Origin of the sequence: Nocardioides sp. NBC_00163, from assembly GCF_045206295.1 — a bacterium.
In the GTDB taxonomy this organism is placed as follows: domain Bacteria; phylum Actinomycetota; class Actinomycetes; order Propionibacteriales; family Nocardioidaceae; genus Nocardioides.
Window position 1 is genome coordinate 814,657 of sequence record NZ_CP108155.1, and the last position, 24,506, is coordinate 839,162.

Annotated in this window: 22 protein-coding genes; 8 read left to right on the forward strand and 14 right to left on the reverse strand. The window is 70.1% G+C overall.

Going from position 1 to position 24,506, the window contains the following annotated elements; translation table 11 throughout:
- Positions 1-104 precede the first annotated feature (104 nt).
- Together OG801_RS03950 and gabT are read right to left on the reverse strand one after the other, a co-directional pair.
- Positions 105-1,580 carry an NAD-dependent succinate-semialdehyde dehydrogenase gene (locus OG801_RS03950; protein WP_406033802.1) on the reverse strand — a complete coding sequence of 492 codons (1,476 nt, stop codon included), beginning with the start codon at positions 1,578-1,580 and terminating at the stop codon, positions 105-107.
- On the reverse strand, positions 1,577-2,914 hold the full coding sequence (gene gabT, locus OG801_RS03955; protein WP_406033804.1) for a 4-aminobutyrate--2-oxoglutarate transaminase: 1,338 nt from the start codon (positions 2,912-2,914) through the stop codon (positions 1,577-1,579). Before gabT ends, OG801_RS03950 begins: the two co-directional genes overlap by 4 nt.
- 71 nt (positions 2,915-2,985) lie before the next feature.
- Here gabT and OG801_RS03960 point away from each other — a divergent pair, with 71 nt between their 5' ends.
- Complete coding sequence (locus OG801_RS03960) at positions 2,986-3,876, forward strand: LysR family transcriptional regulator (RefSeq protein ID WP_406036334.1); 891 nt, start codon at positions 2,986-2,988, stop codon at positions 3,874-3,876.
- A gap of 161 nt (positions 3,877-4,037) precedes the next feature.
- Here OG801_RS03960 and OG801_RS03965 read toward each other — a convergent pair whose 3' ends face one another.
- Genes OG801_RS03965 through OG801_RS03975 form a run of 3 tightly spaced genes read right to left on the reverse strand, consistent with a single transcriptional unit; the run spans position 4,038 to position 7,889 of the window.
- Positions 4,038-5,390, reverse strand: a complete 1,353-nt coding sequence (locus tag OG801_RS03965) for a flavin monoamine oxidase family protein (protein ID WP_406033806.1) — start codon at positions 5,388-5,390, stop codon at positions 4,038-4,040.
- Between the two features lies 1 nt (position 5,391).
- Complete coding sequence (gene speB / locus OG801_RS03970) at positions 5,392-6,456, reverse strand: agmatinase (RefSeq protein ID WP_406033808.1); 1,065 nt, start codon at positions 6,454-6,456, stop codon at positions 5,392-5,394.
- Positions 6,457-6,500: 44 nt separating this feature from the next.
- Positions 6,501-7,889: an APC family permease gene (locus tag OG801_RS03975; RefSeq protein ID WP_406033810.1), complete on the reverse strand. Its 1,389-nt coding sequence runs from the start codon at positions 7,887-7,889 to the stop codon at positions 6,501-6,503.
- 145 nt (positions 7,890-8,034) lie between these two features.
- Between OG801_RS03975 and OG801_RS03980 the strand changes: the two genes are divergently transcribed.
- Together OG801_RS03980 and OG801_RS03985 are read left to right on the forward strand one after the other, a co-directional pair.
- Entirely contained in the window at positions 8,035-8,631 is a 597-nt protein-coding gene (locus OG801_RS03980; RefSeq protein ID WP_355019794.1) for a TetR/AcrR family transcriptional regulator, read from the forward strand.
- A 5-nt stretch (positions 8,632-8,636) separates the two neighbouring features.
- Positions 8,637-9,902 (forward strand): alpha-L-fucosidase, encoded by a 1,266-nt coding sequence (locus OG801_RS03985; protein ID WP_406033812.1) that lies wholly within the window; start codon positions 8,637-8,639, stop codon positions 9,900-9,902.
- A 2-nt stretch (positions 9,903-9,904) separates the two neighbouring features.
- Here the strand turns inward: OG801_RS03985 and OG801_RS03990 are convergent, their stop codons facing one another.
- On the reverse strand, positions 9,905-10,657 hold the full coding sequence (locus OG801_RS03990) for an AAA family ATPase (RefSeq protein ID WP_406033814.1): 753 nt from the start codon (positions 10,655-10,657) through the stop codon (positions 9,905-9,907).
- Positions 10,658-10,660: 3 nt separating this feature from the next.
- The gene (locus OG801_RS03995; RefSeq protein WP_355019791.1) at positions 10,661-11,188 is read right to left on the reverse strand and encodes a MarR family winged helix-turn-helix transcriptional regulator; all 528 of its coding nucleotides are present in this window, start codon (positions 11,186-11,188) and stop codon (positions 10,661-10,663) included.
- Between the two features lie 61 nt (positions 11,189-11,249).
- Here OG801_RS03995 and OG801_RS04000 point away from each other — a divergent pair, with 61 nt between their 5' ends.
- A complete protein-coding gene (locus OG801_RS04000; RefSeq protein ID WP_406033816.1) occupies positions 11,250-12,161 on the forward strand; it encodes a dioxygenase in 912 nt (303 codons plus the stop codon).
- Here OG801_RS04000 and OG801_RS04005 read toward each other — a convergent pair.
- The 4 genes from OG801_RS04005 to OG801_RS04020 form a co-directional block, all read right to left on the reverse strand.
- A complete protein-coding gene (locus OG801_RS04005) occupies positions 12,119-13,357 on the reverse strand; it encodes an AGE family epimerase/isomerase (RefSeq protein WP_406033819.1) in 1,239 nt (412 codons plus the stop codon). The two genes, OG801_RS04000 and OG801_RS04005, sit on opposite strands and share 43 nt — an antisense overlap.
- Positions 13,354-14,223, reverse strand: coding sequence for a carbohydrate ABC transporter permease (locus tag OG801_RS04010; protein ID WP_355019788.1), 870 nt, complete (start codon positions 14,221-14,223; stop codon positions 13,354-13,356). Before OG801_RS04010 ends, OG801_RS04005 begins: the two co-directional genes overlap by 4 nt.
- Positions 14,220-15,158, reverse strand: coding sequence for a sugar ABC transporter permease (locus OG801_RS04015; protein ID WP_355019787.1), 939 nt, complete (start codon positions 15,156-15,158; stop codon positions 14,220-14,222). The genes OG801_RS04010 and OG801_RS04015 overlap by 4 nt, the downstream gene beginning before the upstream one ends.
- 99 nt (positions 15,159-15,257) lie before the next feature.
- Positions 15,258-16,529 carry an ABC transporter substrate-binding protein gene (locus OG801_RS04020; RefSeq protein ID WP_355019786.1) on the reverse strand — a complete coding sequence of 424 codons (1,272 nt, stop codon included), beginning with the start codon at positions 16,527-16,529 and terminating at the stop codon, positions 15,258-15,260.
- A gap of 169 nt (positions 16,530-16,698) precedes the next feature.
- Between OG801_RS04020 and OG801_RS04025 the strand changes: the two genes are divergently transcribed.
- The 3 genes from OG801_RS04025 (at position 16,699) to OG801_RS04035 (ending at position 21,476) form a co-directional block, all read left to right on the forward strand.
- Entirely contained in the window at positions 16,699-17,871 is a 1,173-nt protein-coding gene (locus OG801_RS04025) for an ROK family transcriptional regulator (protein ID WP_406033822.1), read from the forward strand.
- Between the two features lie 23 nt (positions 17,872-17,894).
- Positions 17,895-18,986, forward strand: coding sequence for an N-ethylmaleimide reductase (nemA, locus tag OG801_RS04030; RefSeq protein WP_406033824.1), 1,092 nt, complete (start codon positions 17,895-17,897; stop codon positions 18,984-18,986).
- A 63-nt stretch (positions 18,987-19,049) separates the two neighbouring features.
- Positions 19,050-21,476, forward strand: a complete 2,427-nt coding sequence (locus OG801_RS04035; RefSeq protein ID WP_406033825.1) for a GH92 family glycosyl hydrolase — start codon at positions 19,050-19,052, stop codon at positions 21,474-21,476.
- Between the two features lie 36 nt (positions 21,477-21,512).
- On the opposite strand, the gene OG801_RS04040 is transcribed toward OG801_RS04035, so the two are convergent.
- From OG801_RS04040 to OG801_RS04050, 3 genes are read right to left on the reverse strand one after another with little or no spacing between them, the layout of a single operon-like run.
- A complete protein-coding gene (locus tag OG801_RS04040; protein WP_406033827.1) occupies positions 21,513-22,694 on the reverse strand; it encodes a damage-control phosphatase ARMT1 family protein in 1,182 nt (393 codons plus the stop codon).
- Between the two features lie 44 nt (positions 22,695-22,738).
- On the reverse strand, positions 22,739-23,383 hold the full coding sequence (locus OG801_RS04045) for an NAD(P)-dependent oxidoreductase (protein ID WP_406033829.1): 645 nt from the start codon (positions 23,381-23,383) through the stop codon (positions 22,739-22,741).
- A 19-nt stretch (positions 23,384-23,402) separates the two neighbouring features.
- The gene (locus tag OG801_RS04050) at positions 23,403-23,774 is read right to left on the reverse strand and encodes a DoxX family protein (protein ID WP_406033831.1); all 372 of its coding nucleotides are present in this window, start codon (positions 23,772-23,774) and stop codon (positions 23,403-23,405) included.
- A 106-nt stretch (positions 23,775-23,880) separates the two neighbouring features.
- On the opposite strand from OG801_RS04050, the gene OG801_RS04055 reads away from it, so the two are divergent.
- Positions 23,881-24,498 carry a helix-turn-helix domain-containing protein gene (locus tag OG801_RS04055; RefSeq protein WP_355019779.1) on the forward strand — a complete coding sequence of 206 codons (618 nt, stop codon included), beginning with the start codon at positions 23,881-23,883 and terminating at the stop codon, positions 24,496-24,498.
- Positions 24,499-24,506 lie beyond the last annotated feature (8 nt).

Below are 24,506 nucleotides of genomic sequence, written 5' to 3' on the forward strand. Positions count from 1 at the left end.
GCGTTGTGCCGGGACTGCCGGGTGAGGCTGTCCCGAGGAACCACCCGCAGGGTGTGCGGGTGGTCTGAGTCACATCATCATGGATGGAGGCAGCGTGATGCCAATCACCAGGCGACGCTGAGGTACTGCGTCTCCAGGTACTCCTCCAGCCCGGCCCGCGCGCCCTCGCGCCCGATGCCGCTCTGCTTGACCCCGCCGAACGGCGCCGACGGGTCCGAGACGAGGCCGCGGTTGACCCCGACCATCCCGGCGTCGATCCGCTCGGCCACGTGCAGCGCCTCGCCCATCTCGCCGAAGACGTACGCCGCCAGGCCGAACTCGGTGTCGTTGACGGCGGCCAGCAGCTCCTCGGTGTCGTTCCAGACCACGATCGGGGCCACCGGCCCGAAGATCTCCTCGCGCAGCAGCGGCGAGTCTGCCGGTACGCCGGTCAGGACCGTGGGCGGGTAGAAGTAGCCCTCCGAGGCGGGGACCTCGGCGCGGTGGGCGATCACGGCTCCCGCGGCCACGGCGGCGTCGACGAGGCCGGTGACTCCTGCGTACGCCTTCGCGGAGATGAGCGGGCCGATGTCGCTGCCCTGCTCGGCGGGGCCGACGCGGAGCGCCTCCACGGCCGCACCGAGGCGGCCGGTGAACTCCTCGGCGACGTCGGCGTGGACGTAGAGCCGGTTGGCCGCGGTGCAGGCCTGTCCCCCGTTGCGGAACTTGGCGACCATCGCGCCCTCGACCGCTGCTTCGACGTCCGCCGAGGCGGTCACCACGAACGGCGCGTTGCCGCCGAGCTCCATCGAGGTGTTCACGACCCGGTCGGCAGCCTGGCGGAGCAGGATGCGGCCGACGCCGGTCGAGCCGGTGAAGGAGACCTTGCGGACCCGTACGTCGGCGAGCCAGGTGCTGACGATGGCGGGAGCGTCCAGGCCCGGCACCACGTTGACGACGCCGTCCGGCACGCCGGCCTCGGCGATCAGCCGGGCGACCGCCAGGGCAGTCAGCGGCGTCTCGGCTGCGGGCTTGAGCACGACCGTGCAACCGGCCGCGAGGGCCGGGGCGATCTTGCGGGTGGCCATCGCGGCCGGGAAGTTCCACGGCGTCACGAGGGCGGCCACACCCACCGGCTTGTGGGTGACGATGGTGCGGGTGCCGCCGGCCGGCGAGGAACCGAAGTCGCCGTGCGGGCGCACCGCCTCCTCGGCGTACCAACGGAAGAACTCGGCGGCGTACACGACCTCGCCGCGGGCGTCGGCGAGGGACTTGCCGTTCTCGAGCGCGATCAGGGCGGCGAGCTCGTCGGCGTCGCGCAGCATCAGGGCGCGTACCCGGCTGAGCAGGTCGCTGCGGGTCCGCGGCGGCAGCGCCGACCACGCCGGCAGCGCCTCGGCGGCCGCGTCGACGGCCGCGGTCGCGTCCTCGCTGGTGCCGTCGGCGACATCGGCGACGAGCTCACGGGTCGCGGGATTCTCCACGGCGAAGACGCCGGCGGTGCCCGGACGCCACCGGCCGCCGACGAGGACGCCGCTGCCGGGCTCGAGGGCGTCGAGGTAGCTGGGCTGGGTGTTCATAGGCTCGGTGCTCGCGGTCACTTGGTCTCCTCCAGTGCGGTCGTGAGTACGTCCAGGGCCTCGTCGAGCAGCTCGTCGGAGATGCTCAGCGGGGGCAGGAAGCGGATGACGTTGCCCCAGGTGCCACAGGTCAGGGTGATGACACCCTGGCTGTGAGCGTAGGCGGCGACGGCCTTGGCCACCGCGCCGTCCGGGTTTCCGGTGGCCGGGTCGACGAACTCGGCGGCGATCATCGCGCCCCGGCCGCGTACGTCACCGATGCGCGGGTCGCTCGCCTGCAGGTCACGGAGCCGGCCGAGGAGGCGCTCCTCGATCGCGCGGGCCCGGCTGAGCAGGTCCTCGGCCTCGATGGTCTCGATCACGGCCAGCGCCGCGGCGCAGGCGAGCGGGTTGCCGCCGTAGGTGCCGCCCAGACCACCGGGGTGGACGGCGTCCATGACGTCGGCGCGGCCGGTCACCGCGGAGAGCGGCAGGCCACCGGCGATGCCCTTGGCGCTGACCACCAGGTCCGGGACGACGTCGTCGTGCTCGACCGCGAACCAGGTGCCGGTGCGGCCGAAGCCGGACTGCACCTCGTCGGCCACGAAGATCACGTCGTTGGCGCGACACCACTCCGCCAGCGCAGAGAGGAAGCCCGGCGCCGGGACGATGAATCCGCCCTCACCCTGCACCGGCTCGATCACGACGGCGGCGAGGTTCTCGGCACCGACCTGCGTCTCGATCAGCGAGGTCGCCCGGGCCGCCGCCAGCTTGCCGTCGATCTCGGAAGCGTCGCGGAACGGGTACGACATCGGCGCCCGGTAGACCTCGCCCGCGAACGGCCCGAAGCCGTGCTTGTAGGGCATGTTCTTCGCGGTCATCGCCATGGTGAGGTTGGTGCGCCCGTGGTAGGCGTGGTCGAAGACCACGACCGCGTCCTTGCCGGTGAACGAGCGGGCGATCTTGACCGCGTTCTCGACGGCCTCGGAGCCGGAGTTGAACAGTGCGGTGCGCTTCTCGAAGTCGCCGGGGGTGAGCCGGGCGAGCTGCTCGGCGACGGCCACGTAGCCCTCGTAGGGCGTGACCATGAAGCAGGTGTGGGTGAAGGCAGCCACCTGGTCGGCGACCGCCTCGACCACCTTGGCGGCGCTGGAGCCGACGGTGGTCACCGCGATGCCGGAGCCGAGGTCGATGAAGCGGTTGCCGTCGACGTCCTCGACGATCCCGCCGGCCGCGCGGGCGGCGAAGACCGGCATGGTCGTGGCCACGCCCTGGCTCACGGCCGCGACCTTGCGGGCCATGAGCTCCTGGGAGCGCGGGCCGGGAAGCGGCGTACGCAGGAGACGGGACTGTTCGAGGGGCGAGGGCTCGGTCATGGGTCCAGCATGGTCCTCCGCGACACATGTCGTCCAAGACCTTTTGACTACTACAATCATGTCTCGTGAGCATGGATCTGCGGCTACTGCGCTACTTCGTCGCCACCGCCGACGCGGGCTCCGCGACCCGAGCGGCCGAGGTGCTGCACGTGACCCAGCCGGTGCTGTCGCGGCAGCTGCGCCAGCTCGAGGCGAGCCTGGGTGTTCCGCTGTTCGCGCGGGAGGGACGGCGGCTGCGCCTCACCCGGACGGCTGAGGATCTCCTCCCCCGCGCCCGGGACCTGCTCGCGCACGCCGACGACCTCGAGCGCGCCGTCGGCGTCCTCGCCTCCGGCCGGCTCGACGAGCTCCACCTCGCCGTGCCCTCGACGACGCTCACCGACGTGCTCGCGCCGTTCCTGGCAACGCTCGGGCCCGACGACCCGGTCGCGATGGTCCGCGAGCTCGATCCGCGCGGCGCGGCCGCGGCCGTTCGCGCCGGCGCCGACCTGGCGATCGTCACCCGGCCGCCGGCCCGGTCCCTCACCTCACATGCCCTCGCCGTGCTGCCGGTGTGGGCCTATGTCCGGCCGGACGACCCGTGGGCGGAGCGGGGGTCCGTGGACGTACGGGATCTGGTGGCGCGGCCGCTCGTGCTCCTCACCGACGACCTGCGCCCGCGACCGCTCCTGGACGCAGCTGTCGAGGACGCCGCCGTGGGCTACGGCGACGTCCTCGAGGTGTCCAACGCCCAGGTCGCACAGGCACTCGCGGCCTCGGGCCGCGGGATCGCGGTCGTCTCCGACGACCCGCGCTTCGGCCTGGTGCCCCTGCACATCGAGGCCCCAGCGGGAAGGGTCCGGATCAGGCTGTACGCCGCCTGGGACCCGCAGCACCACGCCGCCGAGGCGCTCGCAGGCCTGGCCGAGCGGCTCTCGGCGTTCTGCGTCGAGCGCTACGGTGCCGAGGTCGCCGTCCGCTGAGCCGACATCGCCGTCATAGCGGCCAGAATCCGCTCGGTGACCTCGCCGACTACCTTGAGGGTGGCGCGCTCACCCCCACGATGAGCGCGCCAGGTCGGAGGCTAGGCGTCGCTTCGCTGCAATCACGTTGCATCCGTGCGGACCTCTGCCAGGTCTTTCGGTCAGCGGCCCTCGATCCGGCGAGCGATCTCGTGGCCCACTCGTACGGCGCCGTCGACGTGCTGGAAGCCGTGGCCGGCGACGTCGCTGCTGCCGAACTCGATCGGCCCGAGCGGTTCGCGCAGCACCGCACCCCAGCGGGTCAGCCCACCCAGGTCGAAGCTCGTCCCGTACGCACCGCCAGTGAGCTCCTGGTGCTGCCAGTCGCTCTCGACGAAGGTGAGCGGCTCCAGCGCCGCCTCGCCGAAGTACGCCGCCAGCGACTCGAGCACCTGGTGTCGCCGCTCGGCGTCGGAGAGCCTGCCGGCCGCGTCCGCGCGCTCGTCGGAGACGAAGCCGACCAGCGTCCCGCGCGGCTCGCCCTCGGGGGTGTTGTCGTAGACCTCGTGGACGAGCTGCCAGGGCGCGAAGCCGGTGCCGCTGAGCCCGTCGGCGCGCCAGAACGGCGTCTCGTACTGCGCCTGCACCTTGATGACCAGCCCGAACGACTGGTGCTCGCGGGCGATCCGGTGCTCGGCCGGAAGCTCGGGGCTGAAGCGGATCCGCTTGACCAGGGTCGGCGGCACCGCGAGGACCAGCCGGTGAGCGGCATGGATCTCGGAGCCGACGTGGACGACGACACCGTCTTCGTCCCACTCCACCAGCGTGACATCCTGCTCGAGGCGGACCCGGTCCCCCAGCCGCTCGGCCAGCGTCAGCGGCACCCGCTGCAGGCCTCCGACGACCCGGCGGTCGAGGATCACATCGGCGTCGACGAGGTTGCTGAACGACCCCGCGCTGGCGGCCATCTGCACGGCCTGGAGCGCGGAGAACGAGTGGGCGGGCTTCGTCAGCATCGCCGGCCCGATGTAGAGGGCGACGTTGTCGACGGCGACCGGGTCGTCGCACTGCTGCTCGAGCCAGGCACGGAACGAGACGCTGTCGAGGTGGTCGGCGTCGTCGAGCTCCCACGGCCGGGCCGGGTCCATCGCGGCGGCCAGCCCGTCGAGCGTCTTGGTCAGCTGCGCGATGGCGGCCGAGGTGGCCTCGCCGACCGGCAGGTCGTCGCCGAAACGGTGCGCCACCCCCACCTTGTCGACGTAGAGCGACTCGCCCTCGCGAAAGCGCGGGTAGGTCGGTAGGCCGAGCTCGTCGAGGACCCCGATCAGGGCGTCCTGGTCCGGCGAGACCCACTGACCGCCGATCTCGAAGTCGGCCTCTTCCCCGGGCGCGCCGTGCGCCTCGGTGCGCAGCCGACCGCCGACGCGGTCGCGCGCCTCCAGGACGAGTACGTCCTGGCCCGCCTGGGCCAGTCGCCAGGCCGCGGTCAGGCCGGTGACCCCGGCGCCGACCACGATCACGTCGTGGGTGGTCATGTCAGTTCTCCTGTTTGTCGGTGTCGGTGGGCCGCTGGCCGGGACGCTGGTCGGGGCGCTGGGCGAGCAGCGGAAGGCTCGGGTCCCAGCGGGTTCCGTCGGCCTCGTCACGCTTGCGGCGGGCGATGCCGGAGAGCGCCTCGAGGACGACCCGGTTGGCGAGGAACGAGGTGATGTCCGCGTGGTCGTAGGGCGGGGAGACCTCGACGAGGTCGATGCCGACCACGGGCAGCTCGTAGGCGATCCGGCGGACCGCGTCGAGCAGCTGGCGGGCGGTCAGGCCGCCCGGCTCCGGGGTGCCGGTGCCGGGGGCGTGCCCGGGGTCGCAGACGTCGATGTCGACCGAGAGGAAGACCCCGTCGCACTCGTCGGTGGCGATGGTGAAGGCCTCGGTGAGGCACTCCTCCAGGCCGCGGTGCACGATCTCGGTCATCTCGTACGAGCGCATGCCCTGTTCGGCCATCCAGTCCAGCGTCTCGGGCTCGGGCCAGTAGCCGCGCAGCCCCATCTGCAGGAACCGGTCGCCGCGCAGCGCGCCGGACTCGATGAGCCGGCGCATCGGCTGGCCGTGCCCGATCAGCGAGCCGAACTCGATGTCGCCGGTGTCGGCATGGGCGTCGAAGTGGATCATCGAGACGCGTCCCTGACCGAGGTGCTGGGCGACACCGGCGGCGTCGGGCCAGGCGATGGTGTGGTCGCCGCCGAGCACCAGCGGGATGGCGCCGTTGCTCGTCACGGCGTGCACGGCCTCCTGCAGGTCGCGCACCGACCGCTCTGCGTCGCCGGAGTACATCTCCACGTCCCCCGCGTCCAGCACCCGTAGGTCCCGCAGCGCGTCGACCCGCATCGCGAGCGAAGGCCGCGACCCGTCATGGGGCAGGTAGCAGGTCTGCCGGATGAACTGCGGGCCGAACCGGGTGCCCGACCGGTGCGACGTACCTCCGTCGAAGGGGGCACCGAGGATGACCACATCGGCACCCTCGTACGTCGCGGGGTCGGCCCAGTCACACCGGTCGACACCCAGGAAGGTGATGTCGGGGCCGAACTGGGTTCCGTAGCGAGCCATGGCGTTCTTCTCTCTCGTTCGATTCTCGTGATGGGTGGATGTCTCTAATCCTCGGTCGGATCGACGACCAGGAACCGCTCGCCGGGACGACGGGCGAGGTAGACGTAGTAGTAGGCGAGGGCGGCGACCACGACACCGGCCGTGATCAGGATGTCCGTCCGCGCGGAGCCGGCCAGCGCGTAGCCGATCGCGCCGATGACGACCAGCGGTGGCAGCGGCCACAGCGGCATCCGCCAGCCTTGGGCAGCGGGCCCCTGGCGACGGGCGCGGAGCGCGGCGATCGCCACGACGACATACATCGTGGAGATGACGACCGAGGTCACGCCGAGCAGCGCCTCGATCTCGACGGCGCCGGCGAGGATCGCGCCGGGGATGCCGATGACGAGGGTGGCCAGCCACGGGGTGGCGTAGCGCGGGTGCAGCTTGGTGAGGACGCCGTTGACCGGTGCCGGCCAGGAGCGGTCGCGGGCGGAGGCGTAGACGACTCGGGCGTTCTGCAGCACCATCACGATGACGGCGTTGAGGATCGCGATGGCGATCGCGACGTTCACGGCGACCGCGACGCGCTCGCCGCCCCAGGCGGCGACCCACTGGGAGAAGTTGCCGGAGGCGAGGTCGCTGAGGTCGTCGACCGCGAGGACCGTGGTGACGGTCGGGATGAGGATGACCAGGCCACCCAGGCCGAGGGTCCAGAAGATGACGCGGGCGACGTTGCGTCGCGGGTCGACGATCTCCTCGGAGAGGTAGACGGTGGTGCCGAAACCGCTGACCAGGAACGTGCTCACGGCGAGACCGGAGATGAGGATCGCCAGGGTGAAGGGCTCCAGGCCGTTCTCACCGATGACGTGCGGCGAGACCAGCTCGCCGGGGCCGCGCTGGACGTGGCCGAGCCCGAGAACGACCACGACGGCGGCGGCGATCATCTCGAGGGCGAGGAAGGTGCCGGTGACGACGGCATTGGCCTTGATGTTGAGGATCGCCGTGGCGGTCGAGAGGAGCATCACGATCGCGCCGGTCGCGGCCCGCGGCAGCTCCACGAGGTCGGCCAGGTAGTCGGCGGTGCCAAGGGCGAAGATCGGCGGGATCAGCCAGAGCAGGACGCCCGCCAGGGAGAACGTCAGCCAGCCCATCGACTTGCCGAGGGTCTGGGTGACCATCGCGTACTCACCGCCGGAGCTGGCGGTGCGGGTGCCGAGCTCGGCGTAGCACGCGGCGATCGCGATCGAGACCGCGAAGCCGGCGATGACGGCCAGCACCGCGCCGCTCCCCTGCGTGGCGAACAGCTCCGGGACGATGATGAACAGGCTCGAGGCGGGCGTGATGCACGACAGCACCAGCAGGACCGCGGCGCCGGGTCCGAGCACCCGGGCGAGCCGCCGCCGTTCCTGCGCCGGCTTCACCCCGTCCGGGCTCACCTGCATGGATTCGATCATCGCGGGTCTCCTTGTGATGAGGGTACAGCGTGTTTTGAACGCTGTACAAAACTTTGAACGGCATTCAAAGTGACCCAGATCACCGCTAGAGTCAAGGGGTGGGACCGAAGATTTCACCCCGCGAGCACAAGGAGACACTGTCGAGGTGACGCGCACACGCTCCAACAGACGCCTGGAACGACCGCGCGAGCAGGTGCTCGCGACCACCCTGGAGATGGTGGCCGAGCAGGGGCTCGCCAAGGTGACGATGGCCTCCCTCGCCGCCCGGCTCGGCACCAGCGGAGGCCACCTCCTCTACTACTTCGGCACCCGCAACGGCCTACTCCTCGAGACCCTGCGATGGAGCGAGAACGAGTACGCAGCACAGCGGGCGCCCATCTTGGAGAAGGCCGAGAAGGACGGCTCCGGAGGCGTCGACGCGCTGGTGTCCTTCACCGACGTCTACCTCGCCCTCGACGAGCGTGACCCGCGCTGGCTCCTCTGGCTCGAGCTGTGGGCACGGGCGCCGTACGACTCCGAGCTCGCCGCCGCGCAGCGCGCGATGGACGACGAGTGGCACGCCGACCTGGTCCGTCTGTTCGCCGCGGCGCTCCCCGAGGTGTCGGACCGTGAAGCCGTCTCCGAGCGGCTGCGGGCGATGTGGGACGGCTTCAGCATCGGCATCGTCACCGGCGGTGGCACGACCCTGCGCGAGCACGCCCTCGCGCACACCCGCGCCGCCATCACCGGACACGAGGGGTAGCGGGCATGCCGATCGCGTCTTGGTTCCCCGAGGCCCAGCTGGGCATCTTCGTCCACTGGGGCATCTACAGCGTCGACGGCGTCGCCGAGTCCTGGTCGTTCTACGACGGCCGGATCGCCTACGCCGATTACATGGCCCAGCTCGACGGCTTCACCGCCTCGAAGTTCGATGCCGACGCCTGGGCCGAGCTCTTCGAGCGGGCGGGGGCGACGTACGCCGTGCTCACGGCCAAGCACCACGACGGGGTCGCGCTCTACGACACCGCCGCCAACGACCTCTCGGTGGTGAGCAGGACGCCGGCGGGCCGCGACCTCGTCGCCGAGTTCGTCGAGGCCGTACGCCGCCGGGGGCTGAAGGTCGGCCTCTACTTCTCCCACCTCGACTGGTCCCACCCGGACTACGCGACGGTGCGGCCGGACGTCCAGCACCCCGTGGTCCAGGACAACCCGTACGCCGTGCCGCGGCCGGGCGACGAGGAGCCCGAGCGCTGGGAGCGCTACCTGGAGTTCCACCGCGCCCAGATCCGGGAGGTGGTGACCCGCCACCGGCCGGATCTGCTCTGGTTCGACGGCGAGTGGGAGCGGGACGAGCGGCAGTGGCGGATGCGGGAGCTGCGTGCGGAGCTGCGCGAGCTCGCGCCCGAGATGGTCGTCAACGGCCGGATGCTCGGCCACGGCGACTACGTGACCCCGGAACAGGGCGTTCCGATCGTGCCGCCGGACGGTCCGTGGGAGCTCTGCCTGACCATCAACGACTCCTGGGGCTGGCAGCCGCACGACGACAACCACAAGTCACCGCGCCAGCTCGTGCGCACGTTCGTCGAGACCATCGGCGGTGGCGGCAACCTGCTGCTCGACGTCGGGCCGCGCGAGGACGGCACCATCACACCCGAGCAGACCGAGCGGCTCGAGGCGCTCGGCGACTGGGTTCACCGCCACTCCCCCGCGGTCCGCGACATCCGACGCGGTCTTCCCCACGGTCACTTCTACGGCCCGACCGCCGTCTCGGCCGACGGCCGGACCCTGTTCCTCTACGTCCTAGACCGGCCCAACGACTACGTCGTGGTCCGCGGCCTGCGCAACCAGGTCCTCAAGGCGTACGTCCTCGGGAGCGGCACCGAGCTCGACCATCAGCGCATCGGCGGGCTCCACGAGGTCCCCGGCTGGGAGTACGTCTTCACCACCGACGACGCCCTCGACCCGCTGTGCACCGTGATCGTCCTCGAGCTCGACGGCGAGGCCTCTGTTCACCGGGAGCACGAGGCCCACTAGGCCTAGTCCTCCAGGACGTACCGCAGATACCGAGCCGGGTCCGCCAGGAACCGCCTGGTCAGGTTGACGGGTTCGGCCTCGTCGTAGGAGACCTGCCCGATCCGCCCGTCCTCGTCGAACTGCAGGATCCTGGCCCCAGGGACCGACAGCAGGACCGGGGAATGGGTGGCGATGATGAACTGGGATCTCTCGTCGGCGAGCTCGGTGATGCGCGCGACCAGCGCCAAGCAGCCCTTGACCGAGAGCGCGGCCTCGGGTTCGTCGAGGATGTAGAGCCCGCCCGGCCTGAACCGGTGCATCACCAGGTCGAGGAACGACTCGCCGTGGGAGCGCTCGTGCAGCGAGGTTCCGCCGTACGCGGGCAGAAGGGGTTCCGGCTCGGCCAGATCGAGGCGCTCGATCTCGGTGGCGACGTTGTAGAACGACTCCGCGCGCAGGAAGTAGCCGGTGCGCGGCCGCTTGAGCCCGCGCTGGATCATGATGTAGTCGGCGAGGGACGACTCGGTCGCGCGCGTGGCGAACCGGAATGAGGTGGAGCCGCCCTCGGCGTTGAACCCGGACGCGACCGCGATCGCCTCGATGATCGTGGACTTTCCGGTGCCGTTGTCGCCGACGAGGAACGTGACCCGCTCGTCGAAGTCGATCCCGTCCCCGCCTGCCAGCTCGCGGACCACCGGCAGGGTGAACGGATACCGCCCGGTGTCATGGCGGGGATCGAGGGTGACCCGGGCGATATAGCGTTCGTCGAAGCGCACGCCTCAACCCGCCTCGGGGTCGATGGGCGGTCGCCTCGCGCCGGTCGGATCGAGCCGGTCGAGGATGGTCCCGGCGATCTCGGCCAGCTGGCCCACCTGCTCAGGACTCAGCGAGTCGAAGACGTACTCGCGCACCGCATCCACGTGACCGGGAGCGGAGGCGACCATCTTCTCGTGGCCGGCCTCGGTGAGACGTACGTTGGTCGCGCGGCGGTCGCCCGGGCAGGTGTGGCGCTCGATGAGGCCGCGGTCGACCAGGCGCTTGACGACGTTGGAGAGCCGCGGCAGCGTCGAGTTGGTGTAGCCGGCCAGCTCGGTCATCCGCAGGGTCCGGTCGGGCACTTCGGAGAGCATGGCCAGCACGCCGTAGTCGAAATGGGTCAGGCCGGCATCGCGGCGCAGCTGGGAGTCGAGAGCCCCCGGGAGCAGCTCGAGCACGGCGATGAGGCGTACCCATGCCACCCGCTCCGCCGGCGACAGCCAGTTGCCCTCCACGCCAGGGAGTGTGCCGTAGAAAGTTGCGCGGAACAAACAACGCTCCTCTAGAGTTAGTTCAAGCAACAACTATTGGGCCGAACCGCAGGAGAACGCCATGACCACCGCACCCGAGAGCACGACCGCCGCCGCGGACGCCCGCCTTCCGCAGGCGCATCCGTTCGCCCAGCACCTGCGGGCGGTCCAGGCACGCGAGGCGTCCGACCCGCATCGCGTCTGGACGCCGGCGGACGGTCCGCTGCCGAGCCTCTACCTGTCCCACGGCGGTGGCCCGCTGCCGCTGCAGAGCCCGGAGTGGCTGGACCCGCTGCACGCCTGGGCGCGGTCGCTGCCCCGGCCGAAGGCCATCCTGGTCATCTCCGCCCACTGGGAGTCGGCGCCGCTCTCGATCAGCGCGACCCGCCCCGACGAGCTGGTCTACGACTTCGGCGGCTTCGACCCGATCTACCACTCGGTGCGCTACGACACTCCCGACGCGAGCGAGCTCGCCCGCACCACCGCGGCGCTGATGCCCGACGCCGAGACCGCCCACCAGCACACCCGCCGCGGCCTCGACCACGGCGCCTGGGTGCCGCTGAAGATCATGTACCCGGCCGCCGACATCCCGGTCGTCCAGCTCTCGCTGCCCACCGAGGACCCCGACAAGCTGCTCGCCCTCGGCGAGCGCCTCCGGCCGCTGCGCGAGGAGGGTGTGCTCGTGGTCGGCTCGGGCCACATGACCCACGGGCTGCCCTTCATCACCCGCGAGATGATGACCGAGAACAAGCCCGCCGGCTGGTCTGCCGACTTCGATGCCTGGGCCGCCGACGCGCTGGACCGCGGCGATGTCGCCGAGCTGGCCAGGTTCCGCACCGCCGCCCCGGGCATGCCGTACGCCCACCCGACCGTCGAGCACTTCACCCCGCTCTTCGTCACCCTGGGCGCGGCCACGGACCCGGCGGCTCCGGTCACCACGACCCTGGACGGCTACGGGCTCGGGCTCTCCCGACGATCGTTCCAGGCGGCCTGACCCTCACCTGGCCGAGCCAGCTGCACCGACAGCACCGGCGCCAGCGGCATCCGGGCGAGCAGCAGGGCCTGGTAGGCGTGGTAGACGTCGGGCTTGCCGTGCCAGATCACGTGCGAGGGACGGTTGTGCTCATCCAGCTCGTGGTGCCAGCTGCCGAGCTCGCGGTCGATCAGGTGGTTCTCGATGTACGCCTCGAACCGCTGGCGCCACTCGTCATAGCCGGTCTCGCCGGTGCGGGTGTGCAGGGCGCCGGCGGCGGCGAGCGCCTCCGCGGCCACCCAGTGCAGCCGTAGCCGGGTGACCGGCGTTCCGTCCCACGAGGTCGTGTAGACGAAGCCGGGGCCGTCGCCGGAGTCGACCCAGCCGACCTCGACCGCGCGCGCGAAGAGCGCCCGCGCGTCCTCGACCAGCCACGACGGGGCGTCCGGCAGGCTGGCGTCCAGGTGCAGGAGCAGCCGGGACCACTCCAGCAGGTGCCCGGGCGTGCAGCCGTAGGGGCGGAACGGGTCGCCGGGACGGTCGGCGTTGTAGTCCGGCAGTGGCGACCAGGAGAGGTCGAAGTGCTCGGGCAGGTCGTAGCCGTGGGAGCGGGCGACCCCGTGGATCAGGTGCTCAGCGATCGCGAGCGCCCGCTGGTGCCAGGTCGCGTCGCCGGTGACGTCACCCGCGGCCAGGAACGCCTCCACGGTGTGCATGCTGGAGTTGGCTCCCCGGTAGGCCTCCCCCGAGCAGAGGTCGCGCTCGAGGCTGTCGACCACCCGGCCGGAGTCGTCGAGGAAGTGCTGCTGCATCACCCCGAGCGCCTCATCGAGCAGCGCGTCCGCACCGGGCACGCCAGCCGCGACGCCGCTGCTCGCCGCGAGGATCACGAAGGCGTGGGCGTACGCCTCCTTGAGGGTGCCGACCGGCTCGCCCTCGGCCGAGACCGAGGCGTACCAGCCACCGAGCTCGTCGTCGCGCAGCGCACCCGACAGCGCCCGGATCCCGTGAGCGGCGAGGTCGGCGGCGTCGTCGACGTCCCCACGCAGGTGGGCGAGGGCGAAGACGTGGGTCATCCGGGCGGTGATCCAGGTGTGCACCGGCTCGGCCGGGTCCGGGCGACCCGACTCGTCCAGCCACCAGAACCCGGCCGGCGAGGCCGCCGACGGCCGGGCGAACCCGGCCAGGCGGCGGCACTCGGCGTCCGTATCGATCATCCCTTGACCGAGCCTGCCATCAGCCCGCCCACGAAGTAGCGGCCGAGCAGGATGTAGATGATCAGGGTCGGGACCGACGCGATCAGCGCGCCCGCCATGCTGGCCGAGTAGTCCTGGAGCTGACCGCTCGCCAGGAAGTTGAGCGCGATCGTGACCGGCCCGTTCTGCGAGGTGGAGAAGAAGAGCGCGAACAGGTAGTCGTTCCACGCCGAGGTGAACTGCCACATCAGCACCACCACGAACGCGGGGGCGGAGATCGGCAGGATGATCGAGCCGTACGTCCGGAGCATGCCGGCGCCGTCGACCCGAGCGGCCTCGACGAGCTCGACCGGGACCCCCGCGTAGTAGTTGCGGAAGATCAGCGTGGTGATCGGCAGGCCGTAGACCACGTGCAGCACGATCAGGCTCGGGACGCCCGAGGGGACGCCGAGGTTGCTCATCAGCTGGACCAGCGGCACCATCACGGCCTGGTAGGGGATGAACATCCCGAACAGGATCAGCGTGAACACCACGTCGGCGCCCGGGAAGCGCCACTTCGAGAGCACGAACCCGTTCATCGAGCCGAGCACCGAGGAGATGATCGAGGCCGGGATGACCATGGCGAAGGTACGTCCCAGGGCCGGCCCGAGCTGCTCCCAGGCGCGCGCCCAGCCGGCCGTCTCCCAGGACTCGGGAAGCTTCCAGGCGTTGGCGGGGGTCGCGTCGCCGAGCCCCTTGAAGCTGGTGACGAGCAGCACGTACGCCGGGAGCAGGACGATCAGCGCGAAGGTGATCAGCAGGACGTACTTGACGGCGCGCCAGATCCCGCGCGAACGCTCGCCCGGGATCTTGGTCACGACGGCTGCCGGGATGGCATCAGTAGTCATCGGCGGCGCTCCTGACGGTAGGTCGAGACGAGGTAGGGAACGATCAGGATGGCCACGATCACCAGCAGGACGGTGCCGATGGCGGCCGACTTGGCGTAGTCGCCGCGGGTGAACTCGATCCACATCTGGGTGGCCGGCACCTGGGTCGTGTAGTTGGTCTGGCCCGCGATGGCCATGATCAGGTCGAAGACCTTCAGCGACATGTGGCCGATGATGATGATCGCCGAGAGCGCGACCGGGCTCAGCTGCGGGAAGATGACGTGGCGGTAGAGCTGCCACTCCGAGGCGCCGTCCATCCGGGCCGCCTCGCGCAGCTCCTCGGGAATGCCGCGGAAGCCGGCCAGGAAGAGCGCCATCACGTAGCCGCTGAGCTGCCAGATCGCGGGGACCGCGATCGCGAGGATGCCCCACCGCTCGTGGGTCCACCACGGGTTCTGCAGGAAGTCGAGGTGGAGGGTTTCGAAGAGCCGGTTCAGGCCGGAGGCACGGTCACCCTCGGCGTTGTTGAGCAGCCAGCGCCAGACCACACCGGAGGCGACGAACGAGACCGCCATCGGGAACAGGTAGATGGCCCGGAACAGCGACTCGCCGCGGGCCTTGCGCTCGAGCAGCCACGCCCACAGGAACCCCAGGCACAGCGTGCCGACGAGGAACGTCGCGGTGTAGAGCAGCAGGTTGCGCAGCGAGTAGATGAAGTCGTCGTCGGAGAACAGGTCGCGATAGTTGTCCAGACCGGCGAAACCCTGGGACGGCCCGATGTTGTGGCGGTCCTGCAGGGACGTGTTGATGTTGGACCCGATCAGGCCGTAGACGAAGACACCGATGACGATGACCGTCGGCAGGATCAGGAGTACGGGTGCGACCCACCCGTGGCCGCCGATGCGGCCCTTGGGCCGTCGTGGCCGCTTGACGGCGCTGGGCACCGTGGAGGACATGTGTCCGTCCTTTCACAAAGGGCGGCCGAGGGGCCACGGCAGATGGTGCGGCCGCAGCCCCTCGGACCAGATGATCTCGTCAGGCTCGGGAGAGCCCGGTCACTCGGGCTTGTTGTCCTCGGCGGCCTCGACGAGGCCCTCCTGGAGCTCGGCGACATCCTTGTTGCTGCCGAACTTCGCGACGGCGGCGGTGACGTCGGTCAGCCAGTTGACCGAGGTCGCGGCGCCGTGGGCGAGCGAGGACACGATCTCGTCCTCACCCCACGACTTGATCGCGGTCTGCTGGTACTCACCGAAGTCCGCGGTGTCGGCCGTGGTGCTGGCCGGGATCGAGCCCTTCGCCTTGTTGAAGGCCACCTGGCCCTCGTCGCTGGCGATGGTGTCGAGCCAGGCCTCGGTGCCCGCGGGGTTGGGGCCGTCCACCGGCATGGTGAACGAGTCGGCCAGGAAGTCGAAGACGCCCTCGGTGCCCGGGACCGGGACCGCGGTGTAGTCGGTGCCGAGCGTCTTCTTCTGCTCCTGGAAGGCCGCCTCGGCCCAGTCACCCATGACGTTGAACGCGGCCTCGCCGTCGATGACCAGCTGGGTCGCGTCCGGCCAGTCGAGACCCTGACGGTCGGTGTTGGTCAGCGAGAGGAGCGTGTTGTAGTCCGCCAGCGCGGCCTCGACCTCGCTGCCGCCCCAGTCGGTGGTGCCGTCCCACAGACCGTTGTACGCCTCGACGCCCAGATCGGCGAGGAGCACGGTCTCGAGCAGGTGGACCTGGGTCCAGTCGGTCGCGATCGAGAGCGGGATGATGCCCTTGGCCTTGATCTTCTTCAGATCGGCGATCCACGCGTCGAGCGAGTCGTAGGTCTTGTTGGCCTCGATGCCGGCCTTCTCCAGGACGGCCGGGTTGGCCCAGAGCACGTTGGCGCGGTGGATGTTCGAGGGGACGGAGTAGATGCCGCCGTCCTGGGTCAGGCGCTCGAGCAGGCCCTCGGGGAACTGCTCGTTCCAGCCCTTCTCCTCGTAGAGATCGGTGAGGTCCTCGATCTGGCCGGCGTTGATGTAGTCGGTCAGCTCGGCACCCGCGTGCGCCTGGAACGTGGCCGGCGGCTCACCGTTCTGCAGGCGGGACTGGAGCACGTTCTTGGCGTCGCTGCCGGCGCCACCGGCGACGGCGCCGTTGACGAACTTCTGGTCGGGGTTCTGCTCGTCGAACACCTTGACCAAGGCGTCGAGCCCGGCCTTCTCACTGCCCTCGGCCCACCAGGTGAAGACCTCCACCTCATCGGTGCTGCCGCTCTCGTTGTCGCTGCCGCAGGCGGAGACCGCCAGCAGGCTCAGGGCGGCCAGGCCGGCGGCCAGGGCCTTACGCGTTGCGTTCATCTTTGATCCTCCGGTTGCGCGACCGCCACGTCGGTGTGTGATCTGGGTTACTCGCGGTCGCGTGCCGGGCAAACGTACGCCTCTCCGTTCTGTCCAGTCAACGCATAACGCAGGACGTTTTCAACCTGAGATCTGTCGCAAATCGACAGAATCACCTACAGTCACGCCCATGACCACTCCGGAATCGCGGCTGCGCGTCGCCAACCGTTCCCAGGTTCTGGACCTGCTGGGACGGTCGGCGCCGGTCAGCCGCGCCGAGCTCGCCCAGCGCACCGGACTCTCCCGCAGCACCGTGTCGAGCATCGTCCAGGAGCTGCTCGCCTCCGAGCAGATCGTCGAGACCACCGGCGCCGCACTGGCCCGCGGGGGCGGGCGACCACCGTCGCTCCTCACCATCAACGGCTCCCCCGGCACGCTCATCGGTGTCGACATCGGCCATCGCCACGTCCGGGTCGCGGTCGCCGACCTCACCGCGAAGCCGCTCATCGACCACGAGATCCGGCTCGACGTCGACAACTCCGCGGTCGAGACCATCGACCGTGCCGCAGCCCTCGTGCGCGAGTGCCTGGCCGAGGTGGGCATCGACCCGAGGAAGGACCGCGTCCTCGGCGTCGGCATGGGGATCCCTGGCCCCGTCGACCCACACAGCGGCATCGTCGTCTCCCCCATCCTCGGGAACTGGATGGACCTGGCCCCGGGCGAGGAGCTCGCCCGCCGCATCGGCCTGCCCGTCCAGATCGAGAACGACGCCAACCTCGGCGCGCTCGCCGAGCTCGAGTACGGCGCCGCGCGCGACGTCGACGACGTCATCTACGTCAAGGCGTCCAGCGGCATCGGCGCCGGCCTGGTCCTCGCCGGCAAGCTCTACCGCGGGATCACCGGGATCGCCGGCGAGATCGGCCATGTCCGCTTCGAGGACAACGGCCCGATCTGCCGGTGCGGCAACCGCGGCTGCCTGGAGAAGGCCTTCGGCGGGTCCCGGCTGGTCGAGCTGCTGCAGCCCGCCTACGACGAGACGCTCACCGTCGAGCGCCTGCTCGAGCTCGCCCAGGAGGGCGACATCCGGGTCAACCGGATCCTCGACGACGCCGGCCGCGCGGTCGGCCGAGTGCTGGCCGACCTGTGCAACCACCTCAACCCGGCGCTGATCGTGGTGGGCGACACGATGCGCCAGTCGGAATCCTTCGTCTTCGGCATCAAGGACTCGATCGACCGCTTCACCCAGCCCGACACCGCTGCGGCGCTCGACGTCGTCCCCAGCGAGCTCGGCGACAACGCGGGCGTCATGGGGGCACTGGTGATCGCCGGCTCGGCCGCTCCGGCGCCGTCGGGAACAATATGAGCAACCGCTCAGTTAGGCGCGATGTGACTTCACTCTTCTCGCAGCTGAGCCTGGGTTCGACAACCCTCCCCAACCGCGTCCTGATGGCGCCACTGACCCGGATGCGCGCCAGCCGGCCCGGCGACGTACCCAACCCGCTGATGGCCGACTACTACCGGCAGCGTGCCTCCGCCGGGCTGATCATCTCCGAGGGCACCCAGATCTCGCCGCAGGGCAAGGGCTACATGGACACCCCGGGCATCTACTCGGCCGAGCAGGTCGAGGGCTGGCGGCACGTCAACGACATCGTCCACGAGGCCGGCGGCCGGATCGCGGCGCAGCTGTGGCACGTGGGCCGGGTCTCCCACGAGTCCTTCCACGACGGCGACCTCCCGGTCAGCGCCTCCGCGCTCCCCTACCGCAACCGCACGACCGTACGCGGCGAGGACGGCACCCCGATCCGGGTCAACTGCCCCACGCCCCGCGCCCTGGAGACCTCCGAGATCGCGGATCTGATCGACGACTACCGCCGCGCCACCCGCAACGCCCGCGAGGCCGGCTTCGACCTCGTCGAGATCCACGCTGCCCACGGCTATCTGCTGCACCAGTTCTCCAGCTCGAGCAGCAACGAGCGCACCGACTCCTACGGCGGCTCACTGGCCAACCGCGCCCGCCTCACCCTCGAGGTGCTGGACGCGGTCATCGCCGAGTGGGACGCCGAGCACGTCGCCATCCGGATCTCCCCGATCGGCTCCTTCAACGGACTCGAGGACCCCGAGGGCGCCGAGATGGGGCTCTACCTGGCGGCCGAGATCAGCAAGCGCGGAATCGCGTTCCTGCACCTGTCCGAGCCCGACTGGGCCGGCGGTCCGGAGCTGACCGACGACTACCGCAAGCAGCTGCGCGCCGCCCACACCGGCCCGATCGTGGCGGCCGGCTCCTACACCTCGGAGAAGGCCTCCCGTCTGCTCGAGGCCGACCTGATCGACGCAGCCGCGTTCGGGCGTACGTTCATCGCCAACCCGGACCTGCCCCGGCGCCTGGCGGAGAGGCTTCCGCTCAACGAGCCCGACCTGTCGACCTTCTACGGCGGCGGCGAGGCGGGCTACACCGACTACCCCGAGTGGACCGCCTGAGTTCATTCCGGGCTCACCTGAACCCGCACGGCGGAGGACGTTCCTCTGGAATGGTTCTCCGCCATGCGGGTTCTCGCGACGTGTGCCTTGTCCCTTGCGCTGCTCGGCGGCGCCTTCACTCCGTTCTCGGCGGCCCGGGCCGTTGCGCCGCCCGCCGGTGATCCGGTGGCGCTCGTCGACCCGCTGATCGGGTCGTCGAACGGCGGCAACACCTACCCCGGCGCCGTACGCCCCTTCGGGATGCTCTCCTTCAGCCCGACCTCCACGGCGGGCGACCAGACCAACACCGCCGCGTCGAACGGCTACTCCTACGACACCACGCGGCTGCGCGGCTTCTCGCTGACACATGTCAACGGCGCGGGCTGTCACCCCGGCGCCGCCGGGGACGTACCGATCTTCCCGCACACCGGCGAGATGACCGGCTCGCCCACCGCGGACGTGACCGATGCGACGTACGCCTCGAACTTCAGCCACGCCGACGAGCTGGCCGAGCCGGGGCGCTACCGGCTGGGCCTGGCCAACGGCGCCGAGGTCGACACCGCGGTGACCACTCGGGCCTCGGTCAGCGACCTGACCTTCCCGGCCGACAAGCCGGCCAACCTGCTCTTCCGCACCTCCAACTCGCTCAACGGCAGCGAGACCGCGGTCACCCGGATCGACGAGGCGAAGCGAACCGTCAGCGGCTCGGTACTCACCGGCGCCTTCTGCGGGCGACGCGGCAACGGCGGCGGGAGCAACAAGCGCTCCTACTACCGGCTCTACTTCACCGCGCAGTTCGACCGAGGCTTCTCCCGCCACGGCACCTGGGTCAACGGCGAGCTCCAGCCGGGCAGCATCGAGGCGCGCGGCGGCGAGGGCTACGAGACCGGCGCGGCCCGCCAGGGGCAGGGCTCCGGCGGCTACGTCTCCTTCGACCCCAGCCGCGAGCAGAGCGTGCGGATGCGGATCGGGATCTCCTACACCAGCCAGTCGGCGGCCGAGGCCAACCTGGCGGCCGAGATCGGACGGCGCGACACCGTCTCGGCCGTCGCCTCGGATGCCAAGGCCGAGTGGCGCAAGGCGCTCTCCTCGATCGAGGTCTCCGGCGGCACCGATGAGGAGCAGACCGCCTTCTACACCGGGCTCTACCACTCCTACCTGCAGCCCAACGTGATCTCCGACGTGGCCGGCACCTACTGGGGCAGCGACCAGGAGGTCCACCGGATCGAGCGCGGCCAGCAGGCGCAGTACGGCAACTTCTCCGGCTGGGACCAGTACCGGGCCCACACCCAGCTGCTCGCGCTCCTGGAACCGCGCGTCGCCGGTGACTTCGCCCGGTCCCTGCACGCCTACTCCCGCCAGCACGGTGGCGTCTGGGACCGTTGGGTCCACCTCAGCGGCTGGACCCACGTGATGACCGGCGACCCGAGCGCGCCCACGCTGGCCGGCTTCTACTCGCTCGGCGTACGCAACTTCGATGCTCAGGGCGCCTACGACTCCCTGGTCCGCCAGGCCACGGTGCCACACCCAGACGGGCTGTCCAGCTACGGCTGCCCCGGGCAGTGCATCGGCCAGCGGCCGAACCTGGCCGACTACCTCGCCAAGGGCTACGCACCCCAGGACACCTGCCGCTGCTGGGGCGGCGCCGCCGAGACTCTCGAGGACGCCGTCGCCGACTACTCCCTCGCCGACTGGGGCCGCCGCCTCGATGCCGACCGTCCCGAGACCGACTCGCTGATGGATCGTGCCGGCTGGTGGCAGCACACCTTCAACCCGGCCGCGACGGCCACGGACGGCTACCAGCAGGCCCGCAACGCCGACGGGAGCTGGGTCTCCGGCTTCACCCCGTCGACCCAGACCGGCTTCGCGCAAGGCAGCAGCGCGACGTACACCTGGATGGTGCCGCACGACGTCGCCCGGCTGGCCGAGGCCGTCGGCGGGCGGGAGCGGGCGATCCAGCGGCTGGACGGGTTCTTCCACAAGGCCGACGGCTCGTGGCAGTACACCGGCGGCGACGCACTGCGCTACGACCCGACCAACGAACCAGGCATCCACGTCCCGTGGATGTACAACGCGCTCGGCGCCCCCTGGAAGACCCAGGAGACGGTGCGGGCGATGGCCTCGCTCGCCTACGGCACCGGCCCTCGGGGTCTGCCCGGTAACGACGACCTCGGCACGATGTCGGCGTGGTACGTCTTCTCCGCGATGGGCATCTACCCGCAGGACCCGGCCCGCGCCGAGATGCTGCTCTCCAGCCCGGTCTTCGAGCGGGTGGTGATCCACCGCGGGAACGGCATCGACATCACCATCGAGTCCCCCGGCGCCGGCGCCGAGAACATCTACGTCCAGTCGGTCACTCTCGACGGCACGCCGCGCACCCGGTCGTGGCTCCCCGAGTCGGTGATGAACCGCGGCGGCAGCGTCCGGATCGACGTCGGCACCGAGCCGAACCGGGACTGGGGCACGGCGGACGCGGACCTGCCGATCTACCACACCACAGCGGGAGGGTAGGCCGCTCGCCTCATCTGGTCCTGGCTGCAGCCGCCGTCACGACAAGCGTGCCTGGATCACCGCGTGGGTCCCGTCGGTGCGCCAGCCAGGCTCGTTCGCCTCCAGGAGCGAGAGTCGATCGGCTGGAATGCCAACTGCGAGTTCAGATTTCAGTGTCCGCAGCGCCACCAGCGGCGCTGGGAAATACTGGACGAGGTCGGTGAAGCTCGAGGTGGGCGCCCAGTGCCGGTCGCCGACGAGGCGTCGATAGTTGAGGTCTCCCTTGATGATCACGAGCTTGGACTCCTTGATCTCATCGGCGAGGTCGCCGGGGATGTCGTGGAAGGTCAACGGACTGCACCAGAAGGCATGGGTCCGGACCTCGATCCGTCCGTCGGTGATCGCTGCCCCGAGCCGGGCTGCCATGTCGGCCGTTGCCCCGGTGTGGCTGCTGAGGTGAGCAAGGATCGTGAAGAGGTCATGGACGGTGGCGTCGGATACGAAGTAGGGCCGGGGCTTCAGGTGCATGACCACGCGTCCTGCCCGGCCTGTGCTCAGGAGGCGGTCGACGAGAAGGAGGTCAGCGACGAGTTCGCGGCCGGCGTTGTCGGCGATCAGGTCCACCCTTCCCGGCTCACGCTCACCCAGATGACCCCAGACCTGGTTCGAGTCATCGGCGATGAGTTCATCGACCTGCACGGCATCGGCAGCATGCGGCTTCGAGAGGCGGAACCCGAGGTCGGCTCGGTTGCCCCACAACGACGCGAGCAGAGCACTGTGCAGCCCTTCATCCTCTGGAGCGGAGAGGACGCTCGCAAGCTGATCCAGGTCACGAACGAGGTCGGCCGAGCCGAGCTCGGCGTCCTTCTGTGGTTTGAACGGGTCGACCCCAGCCCAAGGAACATCACGGAAGTAGTCGGTGGCCTGCAACAGAAGCCGATAGAAGTACGACTCCGCCCACAGGAACGGAACCTCGAGCCAGGTGTGACCCACGTACGGACCTGCCCATGACTCCCACTCGGCTCGGTCCGCCGAGGGCTCGGTGAAGGGTGGTACGACGCCCTGGATCACCTCATCAAGCCGGTCGAGGTTGCGCTGGACTGACGGTGGATACGGGATGCCCGACCTCACCTTCGCAATCAACTCCGGGTGTCGACGGGTCAGCACCCCATGGGCGAAGGATCCGGGATCCTCGGAGTCGATCTCCTCAGCGGTCGCACTCTGGCCGATCCCCGCCATCAGGATTCTTCCATTCGTGACTTCTTCCGTTCGGTCTGGCGGGTTCAGTTGCTGATCGCTGGGGCACGCCCAACGTACCTGTCGTCCTCGACTTGAGCTGCCGTGACGGCGGCGATATCTGCGCGGGAGACAGGGAATCCGAGCCGGTCCGTGCCGAAGAAGCCGATGCGTACGCGGGGCTGCTTGGGCTTGTCCGTCGGCCGGATGAACCGGATGATCGTCCAGTCCAGGCCGGAGGCCTTGATCTGGCCAGACATCCCGGTCATCTCCTCGTAGGCACGAGGAAGGAAGGTCCGGGCCAAGAAGCTGGTCAGCCGAGTGACCGCGGTCGGTGACTCCTGCGCGTCGAGAATCGACGGAGTGGCGTGACCGACGAAGCGGCGTACGCCATGGTCCTTCATCGAGGCGAGGATGTTGCCGATGCCGGGGACCAGAGGCGTACCGACGACCTTGCGGTCCATGCTCGGGCCGAGCGTGGAGACGACGGCGTCGGCGCCGACGACCGCTGAGTCGATGGCCTCGGCATCGGACATCTCGCCGATGACGACGCGCACGTTGTCGTCGGCCCAGGATTCGGGGACCTTCTGCGGGTTGCGGGCATAGGCGGTCACCCTGTGACCGCGGTTGAGCAGCTCGGCCACGGTGAGCTGGCCGATGGCGCCGGTGGCGCCGAAGACGGTGACGTTCATGGGTATCTCCTCAGCCAGATCAGAAGGCGTACGGCCCGAAGCGGCCCCACGCGACGACAACCGCGACGACGAGAATCGCGGCGTTGAAGGCGATCGCGCCCGCCTCGTTGCGGCGGCGGTGGACGTTCATCGCGAGCACCATCACCACGGCCAGACCGGTCGCGGCGAGCGGGGTCAGGAAGGGCAGGATGCCGAATGCCGCGGGGAGGATCAGGCCGACCGCGGCCAGCAGCTCCACGATGCCGATGAAGCGCACGGTGCCGGCGGAGCAGTCCTCGGCCCACGGCAGCTTCTCGGCGACCTTCTCCCTCGGCTGGGTCGACTTCGTCATGCCGGCCATCAGGAACATCGCGGCCAGCAGGCCCTGCAGGATCCACAGAAACACGTTCATGGTTCGTCTCTCTCAGAGGTCGTATTAGTGGAGTGGGTACTCCGCTTCGTGGACCCTAACAGGACAAGTGGAACATCTATTCCACATCAATGGATAGGATGCCGACATGCGTGCAGATGCCGAGAGGAACCGCGAGCGGGTGCTCGACGCCGCGCGCGAGCTCTTCGCCGAGGAGGGCCTGGATGCCTCGACCAACGAGATCGCCCGCCGCGCCGGCGTCGGCGTGGCGACCCTCTTCCGCCGCTTCCCCACCCGCGACGACCTGGTCGGGGCAGTGTTCGCCGACAGGATGGCCGCGTACGTCGCCGCGACCGACGAGGCGCTGGCCAACCCGGATCCGTGGCAGGGGTTCTGCGGCTACATCGAGCGGGTGTGCCGGATGCAGGCCGACGACCGGGGGTTCGCCGACGTGCTCACCCTCACCTTCCCCACCGCGAAGGCACTCGAGGACGACCGCAACCGCGCGGCCGAGGCGCTCGGCGTACTGCTGGATCGCGCCAAGGCGAGCGGAAGGCTCCGGCAGGACTTCGCCCACCAGGACGTGCCACTCATCCTGATAGCCAACGCGGGAGTGGTCACCGCGACGCGCAACGCCGCTCCGGACGCCTGGAAGCGGTTGGTCGGCTATCTCATCCAGGCATTCGCCGCCGAGGCCGCGCATCCGCTTCCGGAACCACCTACTCCTCGACAGATGTACCGCGCGCTGATGCGCCCGACCAACTGACCGACGCA

Coding starts and splice junctions, on each gene's coding strand:
- gabT (WP_406033804.1), bottom strand. CDS start 2,914: ATGACCGAGCCCTCGCCCCTCGAACAGTCCCGTCTCCTGCGTACGCCG.
- OG801_RS03960 (WP_406036334.1), top strand. CDS start 2,986: ATGGATCTGCGGCTACTGCGCTACTTCGTCGCCACCGCCGACGCGGGC.
- OG801_RS03965 (WP_406033806.1), bottom strand. CDS start 5,390: ATGACCACCCACGACGTGATCGTGGTCGGCGCCGGGGTCACCGGCCTG.
- speB (WP_406033808.1), bottom strand. CDS start 6,456: ATGGCTCGCTACGGAACCCAGTTCGGCCCCGACATCACCTTCCTGGGT.
- OG801_RS03975 (WP_406033810.1), bottom strand. CDS start 7,889: ATGATCGAATCCATGCAGGTGAGCCCGGACGGGGTGAAGCCGGCGCAG.
- OG801_RS03985 (WP_406033812.1), top strand. CDS start 8,637: ATGCCGATCGCGTCTTGGTTCCCCGAGGCCCAGCTGGGCATCTTCGTC.
- OG801_RS04000 (WP_406033816.1), top strand. CDS start 11,250: ATGACCACCGCACCCGAGAGCACGACCGCCGCCGCGGACGCCCGCCTT.
- OG801_RS04005 (WP_406033819.1), bottom strand. CDS start 13,357: ATGATCGATACGGACGCCGAGTGCCGCCGCCTGGCCGGGTTCGCCCGG.
- OG801_RS04010 (WP_355019788.1), bottom strand. CDS start 14,223: ATGACTACTGATGCCATCCCGGCAGCCGTCGTGACCAAGATCCCGGGC.
- OG801_RS04015 (WP_355019787.1), bottom strand. CDS start 15,158: ATGTCCTCCACGGTGCCCAGCGCCGTCAAGCGGCCACGACGGCCCAAG.
- OG801_RS04020 (WP_355019786.1), bottom strand. CDS start 16,529: ATGAACGCAACGCGTAAGGCCCTGGCCGCCGGCCTGGCCGCCCTGAGC.
- OG801_RS04025 (WP_406033822.1), top strand. CDS start 16,699: ATGACCACTCCGGAATCGCGGCTGCGCGTCGCCAACCGTTCCCAGGTT.
- OG801_RS04035 (WP_406033825.1), top strand. CDS start 19,050: ATGCGGGTTCTCGCGACGTGTGCCTTGTCCCTTGCGCTGCTCGGCGGC.
- OG801_RS04040 (WP_406033827.1), bottom strand. CDS start 22,694: ATGGCGGGGATCGGCCAGAGTGCGACCGCTGAGGAGATCGACTCCGAG.
- OG801_RS04045 (WP_406033829.1), bottom strand. CDS start 23,383: ATGAACGTCACCGTCTTCGGCGCCACCGGCGCCATCGGCCAGCTCACC.
- OG801_RS04050 (WP_406033831.1), bottom strand. CDS start 23,774: ATGAACGTGTTTCTGTGGATCCTGCAGGGCCTGCTGGCCGCGATGTTC.
- OG801_RS04055 (WP_355019779.1), top strand. CDS start 23,881: ATGCGTGCAGATGCCGAGAGGAACCGCGAGCGGGTGCTCGACGCCGCG.